The organism is Paraplanobispora takensis, from assembly GCF_016863195.1.
Classification (GTDB): domain Bacteria; phylum Actinomycetota; class Actinomycetes; order Streptosporangiales; family Streptosporangiaceae; genus Planobispora; species Planobispora takensis.
Window position 1 is genome coordinate 55,137 of sequence record NZ_BOOK01000035.1, and the last position, 16,617, is coordinate 71,753.

14 protein-coding genes are annotated in these 16,617 nt (G+C 72.6%); 3 read left to right on the top strand and 11 right to left on the bottom strand.

What is annotated here, in order from left to right; genetic code table 11:
- Positions 1 to 74 precede the first annotated feature (74 nt).
- From Pta02_RS23695 to Pta02_RS23730, 8 genes are all read right to left on the bottom strand, one after another.
- Positions 75 to 2,135 (bottom strand): YehQ family protein, encoded by a 2,061-nt coding sequence (locus tag Pta02_RS23695; RefSeq protein ID WP_203877118.1) that lies wholly within the window; start codon positions 2,133 to 2,135, stop codon positions 75 to 77.
- Entirely contained in the window at positions 2,132 to 3,265 is a 1,134-nt protein-coding gene (locus tag Pta02_RS23700; protein WP_203877119.1) for a VWA domain-containing protein, read from the bottom strand. Before Pta02_RS23700 ends, Pta02_RS23695 begins: the two co-directional genes overlap by 4 nt.
- Positions 3,266 to 3,320: 55 nt before the next feature.
- On the bottom strand, positions 3,321 to 5,612 hold the full coding sequence (locus Pta02_RS23705) for a DUF5682 family protein (protein WP_203877120.1): 2,292 nt from the start codon (positions 5,610 to 5,612) through the stop codon (positions 3,321 to 3,323).
- Between the two features lie 2 nt (positions 5,613 to 5,614).
- Entirely contained in the window at positions 5,615 to 6,700 is a 1,086-nt protein-coding gene (locus Pta02_RS23710) for an ATP-binding protein (protein WP_203877121.1), read from the bottom strand.
- Positions 6,697 to 10,047 (bottom strand): DUF4132 domain-containing protein, encoded by a 3,351-nt coding sequence (locus Pta02_RS23715; RefSeq protein WP_203877122.1) that lies wholly within the window; start codon positions 10,045 to 10,047, stop codon positions 6,697 to 6,699. Before Pta02_RS23715 ends, Pta02_RS23710 begins: the two co-directional genes overlap by 4 nt.
- 128 nt (positions 10,048 to 10,175) lie before the next feature.
- The gene (locus Pta02_RS23720; RefSeq protein WP_203877123.1) at positions 10,176 to 10,640 is read right to left on the bottom strand and encodes a VOC family protein; all 465 of its coding nucleotides are present in this window, start codon (positions 10,638 to 10,640) and stop codon (positions 10,176 to 10,178) included.
- Positions 10,637 to 11,146: an SRPBCC family protein gene (locus tag Pta02_RS23725; protein ID WP_203877124.1), complete on the bottom strand. Its 510-nt coding sequence runs from the start codon at positions 11,144 to 11,146 to the stop codon at positions 10,637 to 10,639. The genes Pta02_RS23720 and Pta02_RS23725 overlap by 4 nt, the downstream gene beginning before the upstream one ends.
- On the bottom strand, positions 11,143 to 11,499 hold the full coding sequence (locus tag Pta02_RS23730) for an ArsR/SmtB family transcription factor (RefSeq protein WP_203877125.1): 357 nt from the start codon (positions 11,497 to 11,499) through the stop codon (positions 11,143 to 11,145). The genes Pta02_RS23725 and Pta02_RS23730 overlap by 4 nt, the downstream gene beginning before the upstream one ends.
- A 478-nt stretch (positions 11,500 to 11,977) precedes the next feature.
- Between Pta02_RS23730 and Pta02_RS23735 the strand changes: the two genes are divergently transcribed.
- A complete protein-coding gene (locus Pta02_RS23735) occupies positions 11,978 to 12,403 on the top strand; it encodes a hypothetical protein (protein WP_203877126.1) in 426 nt (141 codons plus the stop codon).
- A 70-nt stretch (positions 12,404 to 12,473) separates the two neighbouring features.
- On the opposite strand, the gene Pta02_RS23740 is transcribed toward Pta02_RS23735, so the two are convergent.
- On the bottom strand, positions 12,474 to 13,565 hold the full coding sequence (locus Pta02_RS23740; protein WP_203877127.1) for an SMP-30/gluconolactonase/LRE family protein: 1,092 nt from the start codon (positions 13,563 to 13,565) through the stop codon (positions 12,474 to 12,476).
- Positions 13,566 to 13,687: 122 nt separating this feature from the next.
- Between Pta02_RS23740 and Pta02_RS23745 the strand changes: the two genes are divergently transcribed.
- Both Pta02_RS23745 and Pta02_RS23750 read left to right on the top strand, forming a co-directional pair.
- A complete protein-coding gene (locus Pta02_RS23745) occupies positions 13,688 to 14,152 on the top strand; it encodes a MarR family winged helix-turn-helix transcriptional regulator (protein WP_203877128.1) in 465 nt (154 codons plus the stop codon).
- Positions 14,153 to 14,291: 139 nt separating this feature from the next.
- Entirely contained in the window at positions 14,292 to 14,852 is a 561-nt protein-coding gene (locus Pta02_RS23750) for an LGFP repeat-containing protein (RefSeq protein WP_203877129.1), read from the top strand.
- 113 nt (positions 14,853 to 14,965) lie between these two features.
- Here the strand turns inward: Pta02_RS23750 and Pta02_RS23755 are convergent, their stop codons facing one another.
- The gene (locus Pta02_RS23755; RefSeq protein ID WP_203877130.1) at positions 14,966 to 15,868 is read right to left on the bottom strand and encodes an HNH endonuclease; all 903 of its coding nucleotides are present in this window, start codon (positions 15,866 to 15,868) and stop codon (positions 14,966 to 14,968) included.
- Between the two features lie 86 nt (positions 15,869 to 15,954).
- Positions 15,955 to 16,554, bottom strand: coding sequence for a TetR/AcrR family transcriptional regulator (locus Pta02_RS23760; protein WP_203877131.1), 600 nt, complete (start codon positions 16,552 to 16,554; stop codon positions 15,955 to 15,957).
- Positions 16,555 to 16,617: the final 63 nt, after the last annotated feature.

The following is a 16,617-nucleotide window of genomic DNA, read 5'->3' on the forward strand; positions in this document are numbered from 1 at the left end:
AGCCCGCCATTTTCGGAAATGACAAAAACTCCATCAAAGCCGGAACACATCATCCCGCTTGTGAATCGGGCCGGTCAGCACAGGTCAAGGGCGATTTCCAGGCGCAGGTAGGCGTCGACCCAGGCGTGCTCGGTCCTCTGGTCGCGGTCGCCGGTCAGCGTCGCCGCGAAGGCCGTGACGGCCTGGGCGACGCGGTGCAGTCCGAGTGCGGTCAGCCGGTGCGCCGCGTCGGCGAGCCGACCGCCGTACGTCGGGGGCAGGTGGTTCAGGCCCCGGTGGGGTGCTTCCGCGAGCAGATCCCGGGTGTCGGTCAGAGCCGCGGCCAGCGGTTCGCGAGGGGGCGCGTCAGTGGTCGTGAGCCTGCCGGAGTTTCCCGCGGGCCGCAGGTCGGGGACGACGACCCGGTCGCCGGTCGCCAGGCCCACCGGCTCGATGACGATGTTTCCGGCCGTTCTTCGCACGATGCCGCTGATGAAACGCAGCTCGCCTTCCGCGCCGGCGAGTACGGCGGCCAGCGTGTCGAGGCGGCCGGGGGCGGCGCCGGTGTGGGTGGCGCTGACGGTGGCGGCGTGGCCCGCCCGGTCGAGGATCACGGCGTCGAGGCGTTGGTCGCCGGGGGCGTAGGTGACGGACTCCACTCCGGCCACGGCGACGACTCGGACCAGCTCCGCTTCGACACGCGGGCGGATCGGCCGGGGGGCGAGGGTGTCGAGTTCGCGGGCGAGGGCGGCGAAGTCGGTTGCCACCAGTGACGGCGGCAGTTCGTCCCAGGCGCCCCGCGAGGGGCTGACGGTGGTCTTGGAGATCCGTCCCGTGGCCAGCCGCACCGTCCGGCTGGCGCTGCGGACGGCGGATTCGGTGACGAGGTTGCCGGCGGCGAGCGCGGACAGCGTGGTCGTGGCGATCCGCCGTCGTGACAGTTCCGCGCCGTCGGCGTCGCCGTCCCAGTGGCGGCGGAGTACGAGCACCATGGCGCCGGCGCCGTGGGCGAGGTACACCTCGGCGATCCGCTGGTCGCCGAGGGCCCGGACGCGGCAGCCGAGGCTGTCGAGGCGGGCCCGGCGCAGGGGTGTCTCGGCGGCCTCCGCGGTGCCCAGCACGCTGCTGCGCAGGGTGGCATCCGGGCGGGTCACCGTACGGTGGCGGGCGTGCAGCTCGGCGATGTGACCGGCGAGCAGCTCCGGACGGTAGTGGGCGCCGCGGCCGTGGTAGGCGGTCAGCTGCTCGGCGAGGTCGTCGACGGCCAGCAGCGGCCAGCGCAGACCGGCGTCGTCGAGGTGGCGGCGCACGTCGGCGACGGTGGTCTGCAGGCTCGGCCCGAGATGCGTCGCGCCGTCGTGCAGGACCGTGGCGGCCAGCGCGAGTGCCCGCTCCAGCCCGGAGCCGGTGCCCGCTTCGACGCCGCCGACGTCGACCCGTACGTCGGGCACGCCGGGGTGCCCGTCGTCGGCGGCGCGGAACGCCCACACCGCCAAGGCGATGATCTCGTCGCGGCTGCCCGCGACGGTGTCGGTGTGCACGAAGCCGAGGTCGCCGGGGACCAGGAAGCGTACGGTCGCCGTGGCGAGCTCGACCTGCGGCACCGGATCGGCGGCGGTGGCGCGGCGGACGCGGGCGGTGTATCCGGCCTGTTCGGTACGGCGGGCGGCGGCCATCATGCGGGTGCCGATCCTGGCGGTGAGTTCGTCGTCGGTCACCTGCCCCGGAGACCAGGACACGGACGGCCGGGCGGGCGGGCGTCCCGTGCCGGGCCCCTCGACACGCCGGCCGGCTGGAAGTTCCACGCCGGGCTCGCCGGCGCGCTGCTCAGCCGGGGATCCCTCGCTCGGCCGGTCGGCGCGCTGCTCGACCGGGACTTCCTCGTCCGGCCGCTCGGCGCGTTGATAGGCCATGATCACGCCGATCAGGTGGCGGCAGACGCCGGTGGCGCCGCAGGTGCACCGCCCGGCGTCGAGGCCGCCGGGAGGCAGGCCGGCGGTCGGGCCGTCGGGGAACTCGCCGTGCACCGTGCCGTCGGCGTCGGTGCGCAGCCGCGGCGCGGCGTTGTCGAGCTCCTTGGCGGCACGCTTGACCAGGCCCCGGTTGGTGAGCGCGGCGAGGGAGTCGGGGGTGAGCGCGAGCAGGTCGGTTCTCATCGGCCCACGTGCTCCGCGACGAAGGAGGCCAGCTCGCCGGGGGTCATCGCGCCCACGTGCGCCCCGGCGTCCGCCAGGCGCTGCGCCAGGCCCCGGTCGTAGTCGGGGTTGGCCTGCTCGTCGAGGGCGGCCAGGCCCAGCACCTTGGTACCCTGCTCGACCAGGCCGCGGACGACGCGCACCAGCCGGCCGGGATCGCCGCCCTCGTAGAAGTCGGAGATCAGCACGACGATCGCCCTGCGGGGCTGGTCGACCAGATCGGCGCCGTACGCCGTCGCGCGGGCGATGTCGGTGCCGCCGCCGAGCTGGACCTTCATGAGCAGCTCCACCGGGTCGTCGACGTCGGAGGTCAGGTCGACGACCTCGGTGTCGAAGGCGACCAGGTGGGTGCGCACGCCCGGCAGCCCCCACAGGCACGCCGCGGTGACCGCCGAGTGGATCACCGAGTCGAGCATGGACCCGGACTGGTCGACGAGCAGGATCACCTGCCACTGTTCGAGGTGGCGGCGGGTGCGGGTGAAGAAGTACGGAGTCTCGATCACCACCTTGCCGGTGTCGGGCTGATAGCGGCCCAGGTTGGCGCGCATGGTCCGGGTGACGTCGAAGTTGCGGGCCTGCCGCAGCCGGCCGGGACGGCGCGCCTTCGTGCCGGAGAACGCGGTGCGCACCTCGGTGGCGAGCTTCTCCGTCAGCTGCCGGACGACCGTCTCCACGATCCGCCGGGCCAGCCGCAGCACCCGCGGGTTCATCAGGTGCTTGGTGCGCAGCACCGCCTTGAGCAGCGCCGGGTTGGGTTCGATGCGCTCCAGCACGGCCGGGTCGGTCACCACGTCGTGGATCTCGTAGCGTTCGACCGCGTCGCGTTGCAGCCGCTCGACCGTCTCCTTCGGGAACAGCCGGGTGATGTCGTCGAGCCAGTCGACGGTGGTCGGCACCGACTCCTCCGTGCCGCCGTGCCGTGGACCGCCGCGCCGTACGCCTCGCTTACGCAGGTCGTCGTCACGGCCGTAGAGCCAGTCCATGGCCGCGTCGCGGGCGGCGGCCTGCGCGTCGAGCCGCTGCCCGCCGAGGCAGGCGCCGCCGGGTTCGCCGAGCAGCAGGCGCCAGCGTTCGAGGGTGGGGTCGATCATGAGACTTCCTCCGGCCTCGTGACCGGCCGGACCGGCGTGACCGGGACAAGCATGGTCATGATGTGATCAGTCCCTCCCGGCGCAGCGCCGCGTCGACCCGCTCGTCCAGTGCCATCCCGGCCGCCACCAGCTCCGGTGCCGCGTCGAGCCGCATCAGGTCCCGGCCGGAGCCGGTGCGCCACCGGACCAGGCGGGTGGCGATGATGTGCCGTTCCCGGGGCGGGAAGTAGCCGAACGCCTGACGCAGCGCCGGCAGCGCCACCAGGAAGTCGTGGCCGGTCATCGCCCCCACCAGCTCGTCGAGCAGCTCCAGCATCCCGGGGGCGTGCAGCACCTCCTCACGGGCGAGCGCGAACAGCCCGGCCAGCCAGTCGCCCGCCGAGGCCGGGGCGAACGCGCCGCGTACCGCCCGCTCGGGGTCGGCGACGGCCGTACCGCGCAGTGACCAGCCCAGGCCGAACGACGCGCCCCGCAGGTCGGGCGGCGCCTCGTGGCAGGCGGCGATCCGGTCGGCGACCCCCAGGGCCGCCCGGGTGTCCAGTTCGAGCGGTGTCGCGGCGTGGGTCAGGGCGTCGCGGATCGCGATCATGGCGTCGATCCGCCCGGGGTCGGCCGGTGCCGCACCGCCCCGCACCCCCTCGGCCAGCCACAGGGCCCGGCGGGTGGCGGCCGCGATGACCGTGCCCAGTGTGGTGCTGCGGCTGATCCGGAACAGGTCGCCGTGCCGCCACATCGCCAGGACGACGGTGAGCGTACGGCCCAGCGATCCCAGGTCGGCCGCCGCGCCGACGGCCCGGGACAGGTCCTCCAGCACCCGCCCGGTCAGCTCGCCGACGCCGCACAGCGCCGCGTCGAACAGCAGGCCGGCCAGCTGATCGGGGTCCGCGGCCGCGGCCTTCTCCGCGAGGGCGGCGGCGGCCGCCTCCTGCGGGTCCACGCCGTAGCCGCCGGCCTCGATCAGGGCGGGCAGCCGGTCGTCGGCGTCGGTCAGCGTCCACCGTTCGACCAGCACCGCAGGGCCCGCCAGGTGCGGCCCGGACTCGCGCACCAGGCCGGGGATCGCCAGCACCCGCAAGCGGTGCAGCAGCCTGCTGCGCTCCCGGTCGATCTCCTGGCCGAGGTCGAGGCGCACCTCGCCGGAGCCGTCCAGACCGTGGCGGAGCAGTTGTTCGGTGACGGCGTGCACCAGCGGCGGCAGCGGGGTCGACGGGTGCAGCCGGCCGGTCCGGTCACCGCTGAGCGCCGCGACCATCTCCACGATCGCGGGGTGGTTGCCCGCCTGCAGCCGCCCGCGGGTCGCCCACGGCAGCGGAACGTCGAGCGCCTCGCCGACCAGGGCGCTCGCCAGGCCGTCGAGCACGTCGACCCGGGCCGGATGCCGGTGGCCGCGCACCAGCGCCAGCCCGTCCGCGGTGGCCCGGGCGGCGATCAGGTCCGCGGTGGACACCTGCCGGCCCCGTGCGCGCAGCCGTACCGTCACCGCCTCGGTGAGCCCGCGGGCGGCCTGCGCCGGGCCCGACTCCCACAGCCGCTGGTAGTAGCCCGGCGACGGCATGCCCGACTGGTAGCCGTCGAAGGCGTCCAGCCGCCGGAAGGAGTAGGGCACCAGATAGCTGCCGACGACCGCGTCATCGGGCGGTTCCGGCAGCTCCGGCCAGGTCCGCTCACCCTGCTCGGCCAGCCGGACCAGCGCGGGGCGGTGGAAGCCGCCGGTGACCACGACGACCGGCCGCCCACCTGCGTCGGCGACGGCGGCCCGGACCCACCGCGCCATGTAGGCCTCGCGGGCGATGTCTCCGGCGCCGGGCTCGGCGTCGCCGCGCACCAGGTCGAAGTAGGCGGCCAGGCGTTCGGCCAGCCCGTCGGCGGGCTCGATCTCGAACAGGTGGTCCCACAGCGCGTCCACGTTGTCGACCGCGAAGGTACGGCACAGCCGCTCGACCACCTCGGCGTAGCGGGCCTCGGCGTCGGCGTAGCGGTTGCGGACCTCGGCCAGCGCCGGGTGCCAGGCGGGCAGGTCGATGAAGCGCAGCTCGGCGCCGACGGCGCGGCCCGCTGTCAGCGCCGTCCATTCAGGGGAGTAGTCGCACAGCGGCGCCCACGAGCCGTGCCGGCGCTGCGCGTCGCGGTAGCCGGTGTAGACCGCGATCGGCAGCTCGTGCCCGAGCAGCAGTTCCCCGAGCCGGTGGTTCATGTCGGCCGGGCCCTCGACCAGCACGTACGCCGGCCGCAACGCCGAGACGGTGTCGGCGACCAGCCGGGCGCAGGCGGGACTGTGGTGCCGGACGCCGATGAACGTCGCGGCCGTCACCGGCCCGGCAGCAGGTGAGACGGACGTCACGGTCATCGTCAGCCCGGCAGCAGGTGACGGGCCTCGTACAGGGCCCGCCACTGGTCGCCGCGCCACCCGCCGGCCTGCTGCTCCAGATATCTGCGCAGCGTCGCCAGATCCTCCGGGCTGTCCTTGGCCGCGGTCCCCGCCAGGCAGGACACCAGGTCGGCCGCCGTACCGGGCTCGCCGCGCAGGAACCAGCCGCGCAACCCGACGGCGTGCGCGACCGAGACGGCCTCGGCGGTGCTCATCACCCCGGACAGCCGGTCGGTGGCGTCACCCCGCCCGGTCTGTCCCTCGCGCAGCTCGCGGAAGGCGGTGACCAGGACCTCCAGCACGTCGCGCCGGGGCGGCGCGCCGACTCCCGAGCGCCGCAGGAGCGCCGTGGCCTCCGCCTCCACCAGCGACAGCTCGGTGGCGAGGTCGGGGATGGGGAAGACGGTCTCGAAGTTGAAGCGCCGCTTGAGCGCGGCGCTCATCTCGTTGACGCCGCGGTCGCGGGTGTTGGCGGTGGCGATGACGGTGAAGCCCTCCTTCGCGAACACCATCGACTCGGGGCCGGTCAGCTCGGGTACGGCGAGCACGCGGTCCGACAGCGGCGACAGCAGGCAGTCCTGCACCTCCAGCGGGCACCGGGTGATCTCCTCGAAGCGCACCACCTTGCCCTCGGCCATGCCGCGCAGCAGCGGAGCGGGCACCAGCGACCGGGTCGACGGGCCCTCGGCGACCAGCAGCGCGTAGTTCCACGAGTATTTGATCTGGTCCTCGGTGGTGGCCGCGCCGCCCTGGACGGTGAGCGTCGAGGTGCCGCTGACCGCCGCGGCGAGCAGCTCCGACAGCAGCGACTTCGCGGTGCCCGGCTCACCGACCAGCATGAGTCCCCGGTTGGTCGCGAGCGTCACCAGGGCCCGGTCGATCAGCGACGGGTCGCCGACGAACTTGCGGCTGACGCCGAGCTTCTCCTCGCCGATGACGAAGCGCCGGGCGGCCCGCAGGCTCAGCGCCCAGCCGGGCGGCCGGTCGCCGTCGTCGCTCTCCCGCAGCCGGGCCAGTTCGTCGGCGTAGCGCACCTCGGCCGGGGGCCGCTGGATGTGGTCGTTCATCGGATGAGCTCCCGCAGGTCGCGCATGATCTCGGAGGCGGTGACGGGGTCGAGGCCGTCGAAGTCCTGCCTGGAGACGTGCAGGGTCTGCTCCGGCTCCATCTCGATGTAGCCGACGGCGACACCGGGTTCGAGACCGACCGTGAAGGTCCCGCCGCCGGGCAGATCCCGCTCGATCCACCCCTGCCAGCCGGCGTCCTGCGGATCGCCGCGCCGCCAGGCCCGCCGCTCCAGACCGAGCACCCGGCCGGTCGGGATCTCGGTGAACGCGTCCGGGTCGAGGTCCTCGGCCGAGGTGTAGACCTCCCGGCCCAGCTGCGGGAACGGCTGCAGGATCTCGTAGTCGGCGAACACCTCCGCCCAGTCGCCGAGGGTCCCGCCCAGCTCCAGCGGGTGCGCGACCCCGATGACCACGTCGTCCGGCAGGGTCAGCGTCTCGTCCTCGACGTCGGCGAAGCTGCGGTCCTCGGCCACACGCAGCGCGCCGAGCAGCGCGCCCGAGGAGTCGTAGTATCCCCAGACCAGCCGCCGCACGATGTGCCACAGCAGCGGGTGGCCGGCGAGCAGCCGGGTGAAGTCCTCGGCGCTCCAGCGCCGCCGGTCCACCATGGCCTGCTCCAGCCTGCGGATGTTGTCGGCGGCCGCGGTGCGGACGTCCTTCTTCAGCCCGGTGAAACGCCGGTATGCCGCGGGCGCCAGCTCCGCGTCGTCCTTGACGCCCGGCTTGGGCAGGCTCTTCAGCCTCTTGCCCGCGGAGTCGGCCACGTACGGCTTGAGCTGCTCGTCGAAGCCGACGACGAACGTCCTGGGGCCGTAGTCGAGGGTCAGGCTGCCGTCGGCGGCCAGGCCGAAGTCCGGCACCAGCCGGTCGGCCAGCTCCTGGGGCTCCAGGCCCAGCTGGGCGGCGACCTCGGCCATCTTCTGCCGGGCCCGGTTCTTGAGCCCGCCGAACTTGACCTTCTCGGCGATGCCGTGCAGGTGCATCAGCGCGACCTCGGACCCGAGGGCGGCCAGGATGTCCAGGCCGGCGACGGCCCGGCTGTGCCCGCCCTCGCCGGGCCAGGTCCGGATCAGCGGGGTCAGCCTGCGGACGGTCTCGTCGTCGCCGAGCACCGCGAGAGCGTCCATCATCCAGCTCTCCTTGGACGGATGTCCGGCCGCCTGCCAGCGCTGGAAGAGCGCCCAGGCGAAGTCCGCGAGGCTCCGGCCGTCGCAGGCCTCCTTGACCAGGGAGATGCCGGGGTACGGGTCACCGGGCCGGGAGATCGCCAGCATCGTCATCACGTGGCGGGCCGCCTCGACCGGCAGCGCCCCGGCGCCGCCGCGCAGCTGGATGCGGGTCAGGATCGCCGGATCGGCCCAGCCGGGCACCGCCGGGATCTTGGCGGGGAGCACGTCGAGCGGGTCCACCGCCAGCAGGTCGGCGATCGCGGCTTCGGCGGCCGGGCCGTACCCCGCGGCGGCTCGGGCCACCGCGTCGCGGTCGCCGCCCGCGGCCAGCGCCAGCAGGGCCTGCTCGGCCTGCCGGCGGGCCGCACCCGGCTTGCCCAGGGCCGCCGGGACCAGTGCCCGGGCGGCGGCGTCGGGGTGCCGCGCCAGCCAGGCCAGGGCGGTGGCCCGCACCGACTTCAGCCGGGCCAGCCACTCGGCCATCAGCACGGCGATCTCCGGGCCGGCGAACGGGAGCAGCGCCGGGGCGACCTGTCCGGGGTTCTTCCGGGCGCTGTCGACCGCCATGGGCAGCGCGTCCAGCTCGAAGCGGGCGACCACCGCCCGGATCCAGTCGGAGACGCCCCACAGGTCGGCCGGGCGCCACGTCTCGATCAACGGCCTGGCCAGTTCCTCCGGCCCGGCCACGAACAGGGACACCTCCCCGTGCCAGCCGCTATGACCCCGCCGGGCAGCGATGTCGGCGGCGATCTTCCTCCAGTTCCGGTGGTAGTCCTCGCTCCACCACGATCCGACAGAGCGCCAGGAGTCTCGTTCGCCCGGTGCCCACACCACCGCCGGCTCGTCCGCGCACACCAGGCCGCTCACCACCACCGGCTTGCGGGCCGTACGCCGGCGTGTCCACGGCGGGCTGACCAGCACCTCGGGCAGGGCCTCGGGCGGAGCGGTGGCGGCCGTGGCGGCGGCCGAGATCGCGCTGATGCGCTGCGCGGCGGCGTCGCCCACCTCCGCCGGCACCTCGTCCACCAGGTCGAGGTGGGCCAGCACGTGGGCACGGAGCAGTTCACCCGCGACCTTGCCGCCGGAGGCGGCCAGCATCCGCATCGCCCGGCGCGGGAAGCGGGCCGCCGCCCGCAGGAGCGCCGGCTGGACGTGCTTGTGCTCGATCCGGTCGATCAGCGCCCGCATCGCCTCGTCGGTCGGCAGCTCGACGATCACCGTCAGCAGACGCTGCCGCTCCTCCGTGGTCTGGGCGTCGTCGAGCCATCCGGCCAGGACCGGCGCGGCCGCGGTGCCCATGCCGTCGACGAGCGTGGCCGGTGTGGCGAGAGCGTAGGCCACCTGGAAACTCGGCACGTGGCTCGCGATCAGTGCCGCCTGGTCCGGGGTGCTGATCGCGGCGACCAGGCAGGCGGCGAGGTTGGAGTTGACGGCGACGGCTTCGGCGCAGTCCGCGTCCACCCAGTCGGTCTCGGTCGGCACCAGGTAGGACGCGGCCGCCCGATGGTGCGGCCCCGCCTCACGGCACAGGGCCAGCGCGGCCACCACCTCGGCGTATTCGGCATCCGACGTCGCCGCGACGGCGGCGCGGACCCGCAGGGGCAGCTCCGGCCGGTTCCAGCCCCACCAGCGGCCGGGCTGGTCGGTCGCGCTCATCCGCCGGATCGGCAGGGCGGGCCCCGTCCTGCGGTAGTAGTGGTGGTAGTGGTCGTCGCCGTATTTCAGCGAGCTCAGCTCGGCCACCGCCGCCGCCGCGAACACCGGGCCGTGCTCCAGCAGCCAGGCGTCGGCGAACGCGGGCAGCGTCGTCGTGTCCTGCCATTCCACGTGCGCGCCCACCACTTCGGCGGCCACCGCGGCGCCCAGCGGGGTCGTGTCCCCGGCCAGGTATGCCGCGCCCGCTCCGGCGATCTCCGGATCGGAGCACAGCTCCAGGGAGTCGAGGATCACCTGCCGGTACTGGGCCAGCGTCGCGGCGACCTTCGCCGGTGCGTCCGCGTCCGGCCCCTTGGCGGGGACCTGCACGCCGCCCCGCCGCGGATGGAGGCTGCGCACCCAGCCGGCCGGCATGACGAAGAGGTCCTCGTCGGCGGCCCCGGCGGCCGCCGTACCGGACGGCTGAGCCGGGACTTTCGCCGAACCGCCGCCGACGCAGGTCAGCTTCCGTTCCGTGGTCATGCCGGTACCTCACAGGGGTTCACGCAGTACGCGTGCAGGATAGTCACAGCTCCGCCGTCCCTCGCACGCTCAGGAGTAGGGACAAGCTAGCCACCCGTACTGACAAACCCACCGGCCGGAGAAGCTCCTCAGACGCGCCAGGGCATGTGCTGGAGGGTCCAGGTGTTGCCGTCCGGGTCGGCGAAGCGGGCGTAGTAGACACCGCCCAGGTCCTCGACCGGCTCCACGTCCGTGCCGCGCTCGATGAGTTCCGCGCGCGCCTTCTCGATGTCGCCGACCACCAGGTGCAGGCCGCGCAGCGTGCCGGGCGGCATGTCGAGGGACTCGATGCCCTCGGTCAGAGTGATCGAGCAGGCCGAGCCCGGCGGGGTGAGCTGGACGACGCGGACCCCCTCCGCGGGCCGTACGTCGACGTCCGCGTGGAAGCCGAGACAGTCGGTGTAGAAGGCTTTGGCCCGGTCGATGTCCGTGACGGGCACCGGGACGAGTTCGAGGAGGAACGCACCGGGGAGGACGGGCGGCGCGGTGTGGTCGGCCGGGACGTCGGTGACGTCGGCCGGGATCTCGGTCTGCGTGGGCCGGGTGTCGGTCATCGCGGTTCACCTTTCGTGGTCATCTCGTTGAGCATCTCGGCGAGGCGGTCGTACGCCTCGCCCGCGCCGTGCTCCATGGGGGTGCGGAGCACTCCGTCGCGGATCTCCCGCGAGGGGTAGCGCGCCGTGGTGGTCATCACGGTCCGGCCGTCCCGCTCGTCGAAGACGGTCGTGACGAGGGCCTCGCCTTCCTCCCAGCCGTCGTGGATCTCGCTCTGGACGAGCCGGCCGGGTGCGTCGACCTCGTGGAAGATCCCGCCGAGGCCCATCTCGGCGCCGTCCGGCCCGCGCGACACGAAGCGCCAGGCGCCGCCCGGGCGCAGGTCGACCTCGCAGACGACGAGGTGCCAGCCGCGTGCGCCGTGCCATCGCCGGAGCAGTTCGGGCCGGGTGAAGGCGCCGAAGACGAGCCGGCGGGGTGCGGCGAAGGTCCGGGTGAGCAGGAGATCGGTGTCGGACAGCGCCCGTACCGTCAGGCCCCGGCTCTGTTCCTGCCGCGACGTCACGGGGTTTCCCGTTCGGCGGCGTCCGGTCCGTCGTGATCGAGCTCGCCGAGCAGGGCGTCCAGTCGCTGGTAGCTCTCCTCCCAGTAGGAGCGGTAGTTCGCCAGCCAGTCCATGGCGTCCCTGAGCGGAGCGGTCTCCAGGCGGCAGGGTCTGCGCTGCGCGTCGCGCCCGCGCGAGATCAGTCCGGCCCGCTCCAGCACGCGCAGGTGTTTGGAGATGCCCGGCTGGCTCATCGCGAACGGCGCGGCCAGCTCGGTCACCGTGGCCTCGCCCTCCTTCAGCCGGGCCAGGATCGCCCGCCGGGTGGGATCGGCGAGGGCGGCGAACGTCGCGTCGAGAACGTCGGTGGCCATGTTGATTACCTTCCGGTTTTATAACCAGTTGGTTTTCTACCGTGCCGGGTCCGGCCCGTCAAGGACTCGGACCGGATGACCACGCCGCAGAGTCCGGACCGCGCTCCAGGGGGACGATCCGGCGGGCGGGCATCGGCGGCTCCCGCGACGAGCCGGGAAATGCGGTTCCCGGCCTTTCACCTACCGCATCCTCCGTCGAATCGTCGCGGCTTTCGCATTCTTCAATCCCAGGAACACCAAGCGGCCCGACCGCACCATCGCCCGCCATTCGATATTGTCCGTTTACGGCCAGCGACCTTCACGTTCACGTGGAATGATTCTATGGTGTGAGCGGCTGCAGCCCCACCAGCGGAATACTCTCAACCGCTGCCGTTCGCCTGGGCATCGTTTATGGGGCCGACCCCCGGAGAGCGCCTGCGCCATGCCCTCCGCCATCCCCGAGAAGCTCGAGTCCCGGGCCCTACACCGAGGACGACACATGAGCGAGTCCCCTCAGCAAGGTCGCAGCGCGGCCGAGTTGCTGCAGCAGGAAGCCGCCGCCTTCCGTGCCCGGCGCCGCACCTTCGACAAGGGCCTCATCGCCGACACGGCGTGGAACGGCTGGCGCCTGTCCCCCGACACTCTCCGCCTATTCCTGTACGACAATGACGGGCACTACGCCTACGAACTCGAGCTGCTGCGGCTGACCGATTCGGCGCGCATTCTCGACTGGGTGCTCATGGTGAACCAGAAAAGGCTGCAGGGAATCGACGTCGCCAACGCCACTCTCGGATTCATCCGGATGATCGACGACATCCTGCGCCTGCAGTCGAACGTGTGCGGTTCCGGCGAGAACAAGCAGCTGACAGGCCAGCAGATACGCGACCTGGCAGCCGCGTACGTGCAGCGTTTCAATACGGCCTAACACCCCCGGCACGACCGTCCGGCGGCTGACGACCTCAGCCGCCGAGGCGGCCGTGCCGGGGACCGGAGGGTCAGAGGCCGCGGACGGCGGCGACGGTGAAGGGGGTCTGCGGGGTGCCCTCTCCCAGCGGGCCGCCCTTGTCGAACTGTGAGCGGACCACGTAGAGGGTGCCGCCGACGCGGACCAGGGTCGTCGGGAGCTGCAGCGCCTCGTCGGTCGCCGTGCGCTCGATCCTGGCCGTGGAGCCGTCGCCGGAGACCCACCAGCGGCTGATCGTGTGGGTGGTGTTGTGCACGACCCACAGCCTGCCGCCTCGCAGTTCCAGGCCGTCGGCGTGGAGCATGTCGCCGCCGTGCAGGGCGACCCGGCGGATCGCGCCCGAGGCGGGGTCGAGACGGTAGAGGTCGCCGCCGACCATGTCCACGGCCAGGAGATAGCGCCCGGCGGGGTCGGCGACGATCCCGTTCAGGCTGAAGGCGCCGGGCTCGCGGGGGTCGAGGACGCCGCTCAGGTCGAAACGGGGGGTGAGCGCCACCGGGTCGCCGCCCGCCTCGGCCAACTGCCCGGGGGTGACGCGGTAGACCACGGCGCGGATGCTGTCGGTCAGGTAGGCGGTGCCGTCCGGGGTGACGGCCAGGTCGTTGACGAAGCGCGCGGCCTCGCCCGGGACCTCGAAGCGGGCCAGCAGGCGGCGGCTGCGCGTGTCGTACACCGACACCCCGGTGCTGGAGTCGGTCACCCAGAGGCGCCCGTGCCGGTCCACCTTCAGCCCGTTGGCGGTGTCCCGGCCGTCCGCGCCCGCGGGGAGGAAGACCCGGGCCACGCGCCGTCCCGGGGTCATCTTGAAGACCGTTCCGTCGGTGAACGATCCGGCGTACAGATCGCCGGTACGCGGGTCGGCGGCGATCCCCTCGGGATAGACCCGGTCGCCCGGGAGTTCGTACGCGGTGGAGATCCGCAGGCGGGCGCGGAGGCCGGCCGGGGTGAAGGGGCCGGCCGCCGAGGCCGTGCCGTACGGGGTCACGATGCTCGTGGCCGCCGGGGAGACCGAGGCCGTGCGGGCGAGCGGGGCGGCCGGAGCCGCGTGGGCCGCCGGGGCGAGGGACAGGCCTGCGGCGAGAGCCGCGGTCGCCATGGCGAGAGGCCGGCGAAGTCGGGACACGCTGTTTCTCCGTTCGACCGTTCGGATTTCGTTAGGAAACTATCGAGAAGATGAGTCCTTACAATAGTTAGAGCTCTAATGTTCGTCAACATACGAACCTTCCAGGCCGTTAACATGCACAGATGACCTCGATGCCGCTTCCGGAGCGCCTGGGCTCCCACCTCAAGCGCGCCGAGCAGGCGCTGAGCGCGGCCAAGCAGGCCGCGCTGAAGCCGGCTCATCTGACGGTGTCGCAGTACGCGGCGCTGCTGCATCTGTCGCAGAGTCCCGGCATCTCGGCCGCCGCGCTCGCCCGGGCGTGCGCGGTCACCCCGCCGACGATGAACACCGTGCTCAAGAACCTTCAGGAGAACGGCCTGATCGAGCGCACTCCGCACGAGTGGCACAAGAACATCCTGGAGACCCGGCTCACCGAGAAGGGCGAGCGGGTGCTGGCCGAGGGGGACGTCCGCGCGGTGGAGGTCGAACGGGCGCTCGCCGCCGAGTTCAGCCCGCAGGAGCGGGAGACGCTGATCGCCCTGCTGGGCCGCTGCACCGCGTTCCTCCAGTCGGCCCGCCCGACTGAACCCCGGCGCCGTCCCGGCTGAACCCCGATCGGTCCCGTGCCCACGCCTTGCACGCTTTCGCAGGCGGCGATAAAGCCGGTGGCAAGCGGTGCTCTGTATCACTGGGACATGGCGCCCGCGGCGGCAGGGGCGGCGGGCCTCACCCCCGGGAGTGCCCTCGATGAACCGTCGCCTGACCTTCACGATGACCACCGCGCTCGCGCTGGCCGCCACGCTGTCGGCCGGGCTGCCCGCCCACGCCGGCACCACCGTGACGGCGACGACGAGCGGGTGCGACATCCGGCCGTACGGCCTGATCGGCGCCCGCTGGGCCGAACTGGGCGGCGAGAACAGCGTGTTCGGCTGCCCGACCACGCCCGAGAGCGACATCCTGCTCGACAACGTCGGCAAGGCGGGACGCAGGCAGAGCTTCACCAACGGGCAGATCGCCTGGTCGCCCCGGCAGGGTCCGAACATGGTGGTGGCCGCCTGGTCCCGCAACGGATACGCCTACTTCGACTGGAAGACCACCGCCCCCCGCCGCTACGACGAGTTCATCGTCCGCTGGACCAGCGCCGCGGACCCGCACGGGGCCCAGAGGGACGTCGCGGGGGGCACCCGCGGCCGGACGTGGACACGCGTCCGGACCAACAGCGGCTACCGCTGGAACGTCGAGGGATGCGACACCGGCGTCTTCGGCTCCAGTTGCAAGCAGGGCTGGACGATCTCGGTCACCGGATGAGGTCCGCCTTCCGTCCGGCGTCGAGCAGTTGCACGTCACCGAACCCGGCCTTCCGATTCCAGGGGTGACATCCGCTGGAGACGGTCATACCAGCCGGTATCACGTCGCCTATCTCACCCTACGGCTCGGAACCGTTCGTACCGTTCTTCGAGGAGGTCACGGTCCGGGCGGTCGGTGCGTCGCCGGGGAAGCGTGAGGGAGAGATCATGCATTTCCTGCAGACCGTGCTTGAGCATCGGCCCGTCGATCTCCTCCAGGATGTCAGCGCGCACCTCGATGACGCAGTCGGGACGGACACCGAGGATGTTCTGGTCGTACGCCGCATGGTGGATCTTGCAGAGCGCCAGCCCGTTGGAGACGGCCGGAACACCACGGGGGTCACGGTCGGGGATGATGTGGGCGGCGTCCAGAAGCGAGCGGTGCCGCAGGCGGCACATCGCACAGCTGGCCCCATACGCCTGGATCACCCGCTGCCGGAACACCGGCTGGTGCAGGCGCTGGGCGGTGAGCCGTTCGGAATAGCGGCGCTCGATCGGGCTCAACGGGGCGTCGATCGGGAGATGGCGCTGGGCCTCCTCCAGTGCGACGGCGATCTGCGACTGCTCCGTCTCGACAGCGACGATCCATACAGGGAAGAACGGTAGATACAGTCCCTGCCTGACGCCGAAGAACCACATCAGCGGAACCCCGAGCTCGAAGGCCGCCCGCAACCCGACGTTGGTGTAATGGCGGGGATTGCCCTGGAACTTGTACCGCAGCAGCCCATCGGGGCCCACCGCGTCCTCGTACGGCGCGCGGGCACCGTCGGAGGCGTAGGTCGTCAAGATCGACAAAGCGGCGGTCATTCCCTGCGGCTTCCGGATGCCGAGCTGGTTGTCGATGAGTGGGAACGTCCGTCCCTCGAACTGGAAGCCCAGCAGTTCCCCACGCCGGACGACGGGGTCGTCCGGCGTGCACCGCAGGCGAAGCCATGCCATGGCCGCCGCCCGTAGACGGCTGTCGAGGTCATCGCCCAAGGACATGATCACATTCCGTGTTCTACACCCGTGGCCGGCTCCCCTGCCAGGTATTCACGAATGAGCGCAGGATGGAGACCGTGCGCTCAAGGGCGCAGGGCCTTGAGGGTGAGGTCGACCAGGGCGTCGGCGTATTCGGGGGTGAGCGGGCCCGAGCGGTGCAGCCAGCGCTGGTGGAGGGGCCCGTAGAGCAGTTCGAGTGCCAGGTCCAGGTCGGCGTCGACGGCGATCTGGCCGGCGTCCCGGGCGCTGCGCAGGCGGGCCTTCTTGGCCTCGTCGACCGGGCCGGCCAGCTTCTCGCGGTACTGCGCGGCGAGGTCGGGGTCGTTGATGATCTCGGTGGTGAGCGCCCGGATCGGCGCCTCGAAGCGCGGGTCGGCGAACTCGGCGACGGTGGCCCGCATGACGGTCTTGAGGTCGGCCTCGATGTCGCCGGTGTCGGGCAGCGCGATCGGCTCCTCTTCGCCGCCCCGGCTCAGTGCGAGGAAGGCGTCGAAGACCACGGCCCCCTTCGACCGCCACCACCGGTAGATCGTCTGCTTGCCCACGCCCGCCCGCGCGGCGATGGCCTCGATGGTGAGCTTGGCGTAGCCCACTTCCAGCACCAGCTCGCGGGCGGCCTCCAGGACGGCCCGGCGTGATCGCTGGCTGCGGCGGGCGGGGTTCGGCTCCTTGGCGGCGGACACGCCGGTGAGGCTAGCACGTGCCAAGACGAGACGTTCCGTCTTTGCGCTCCGTCCTCAACGGGA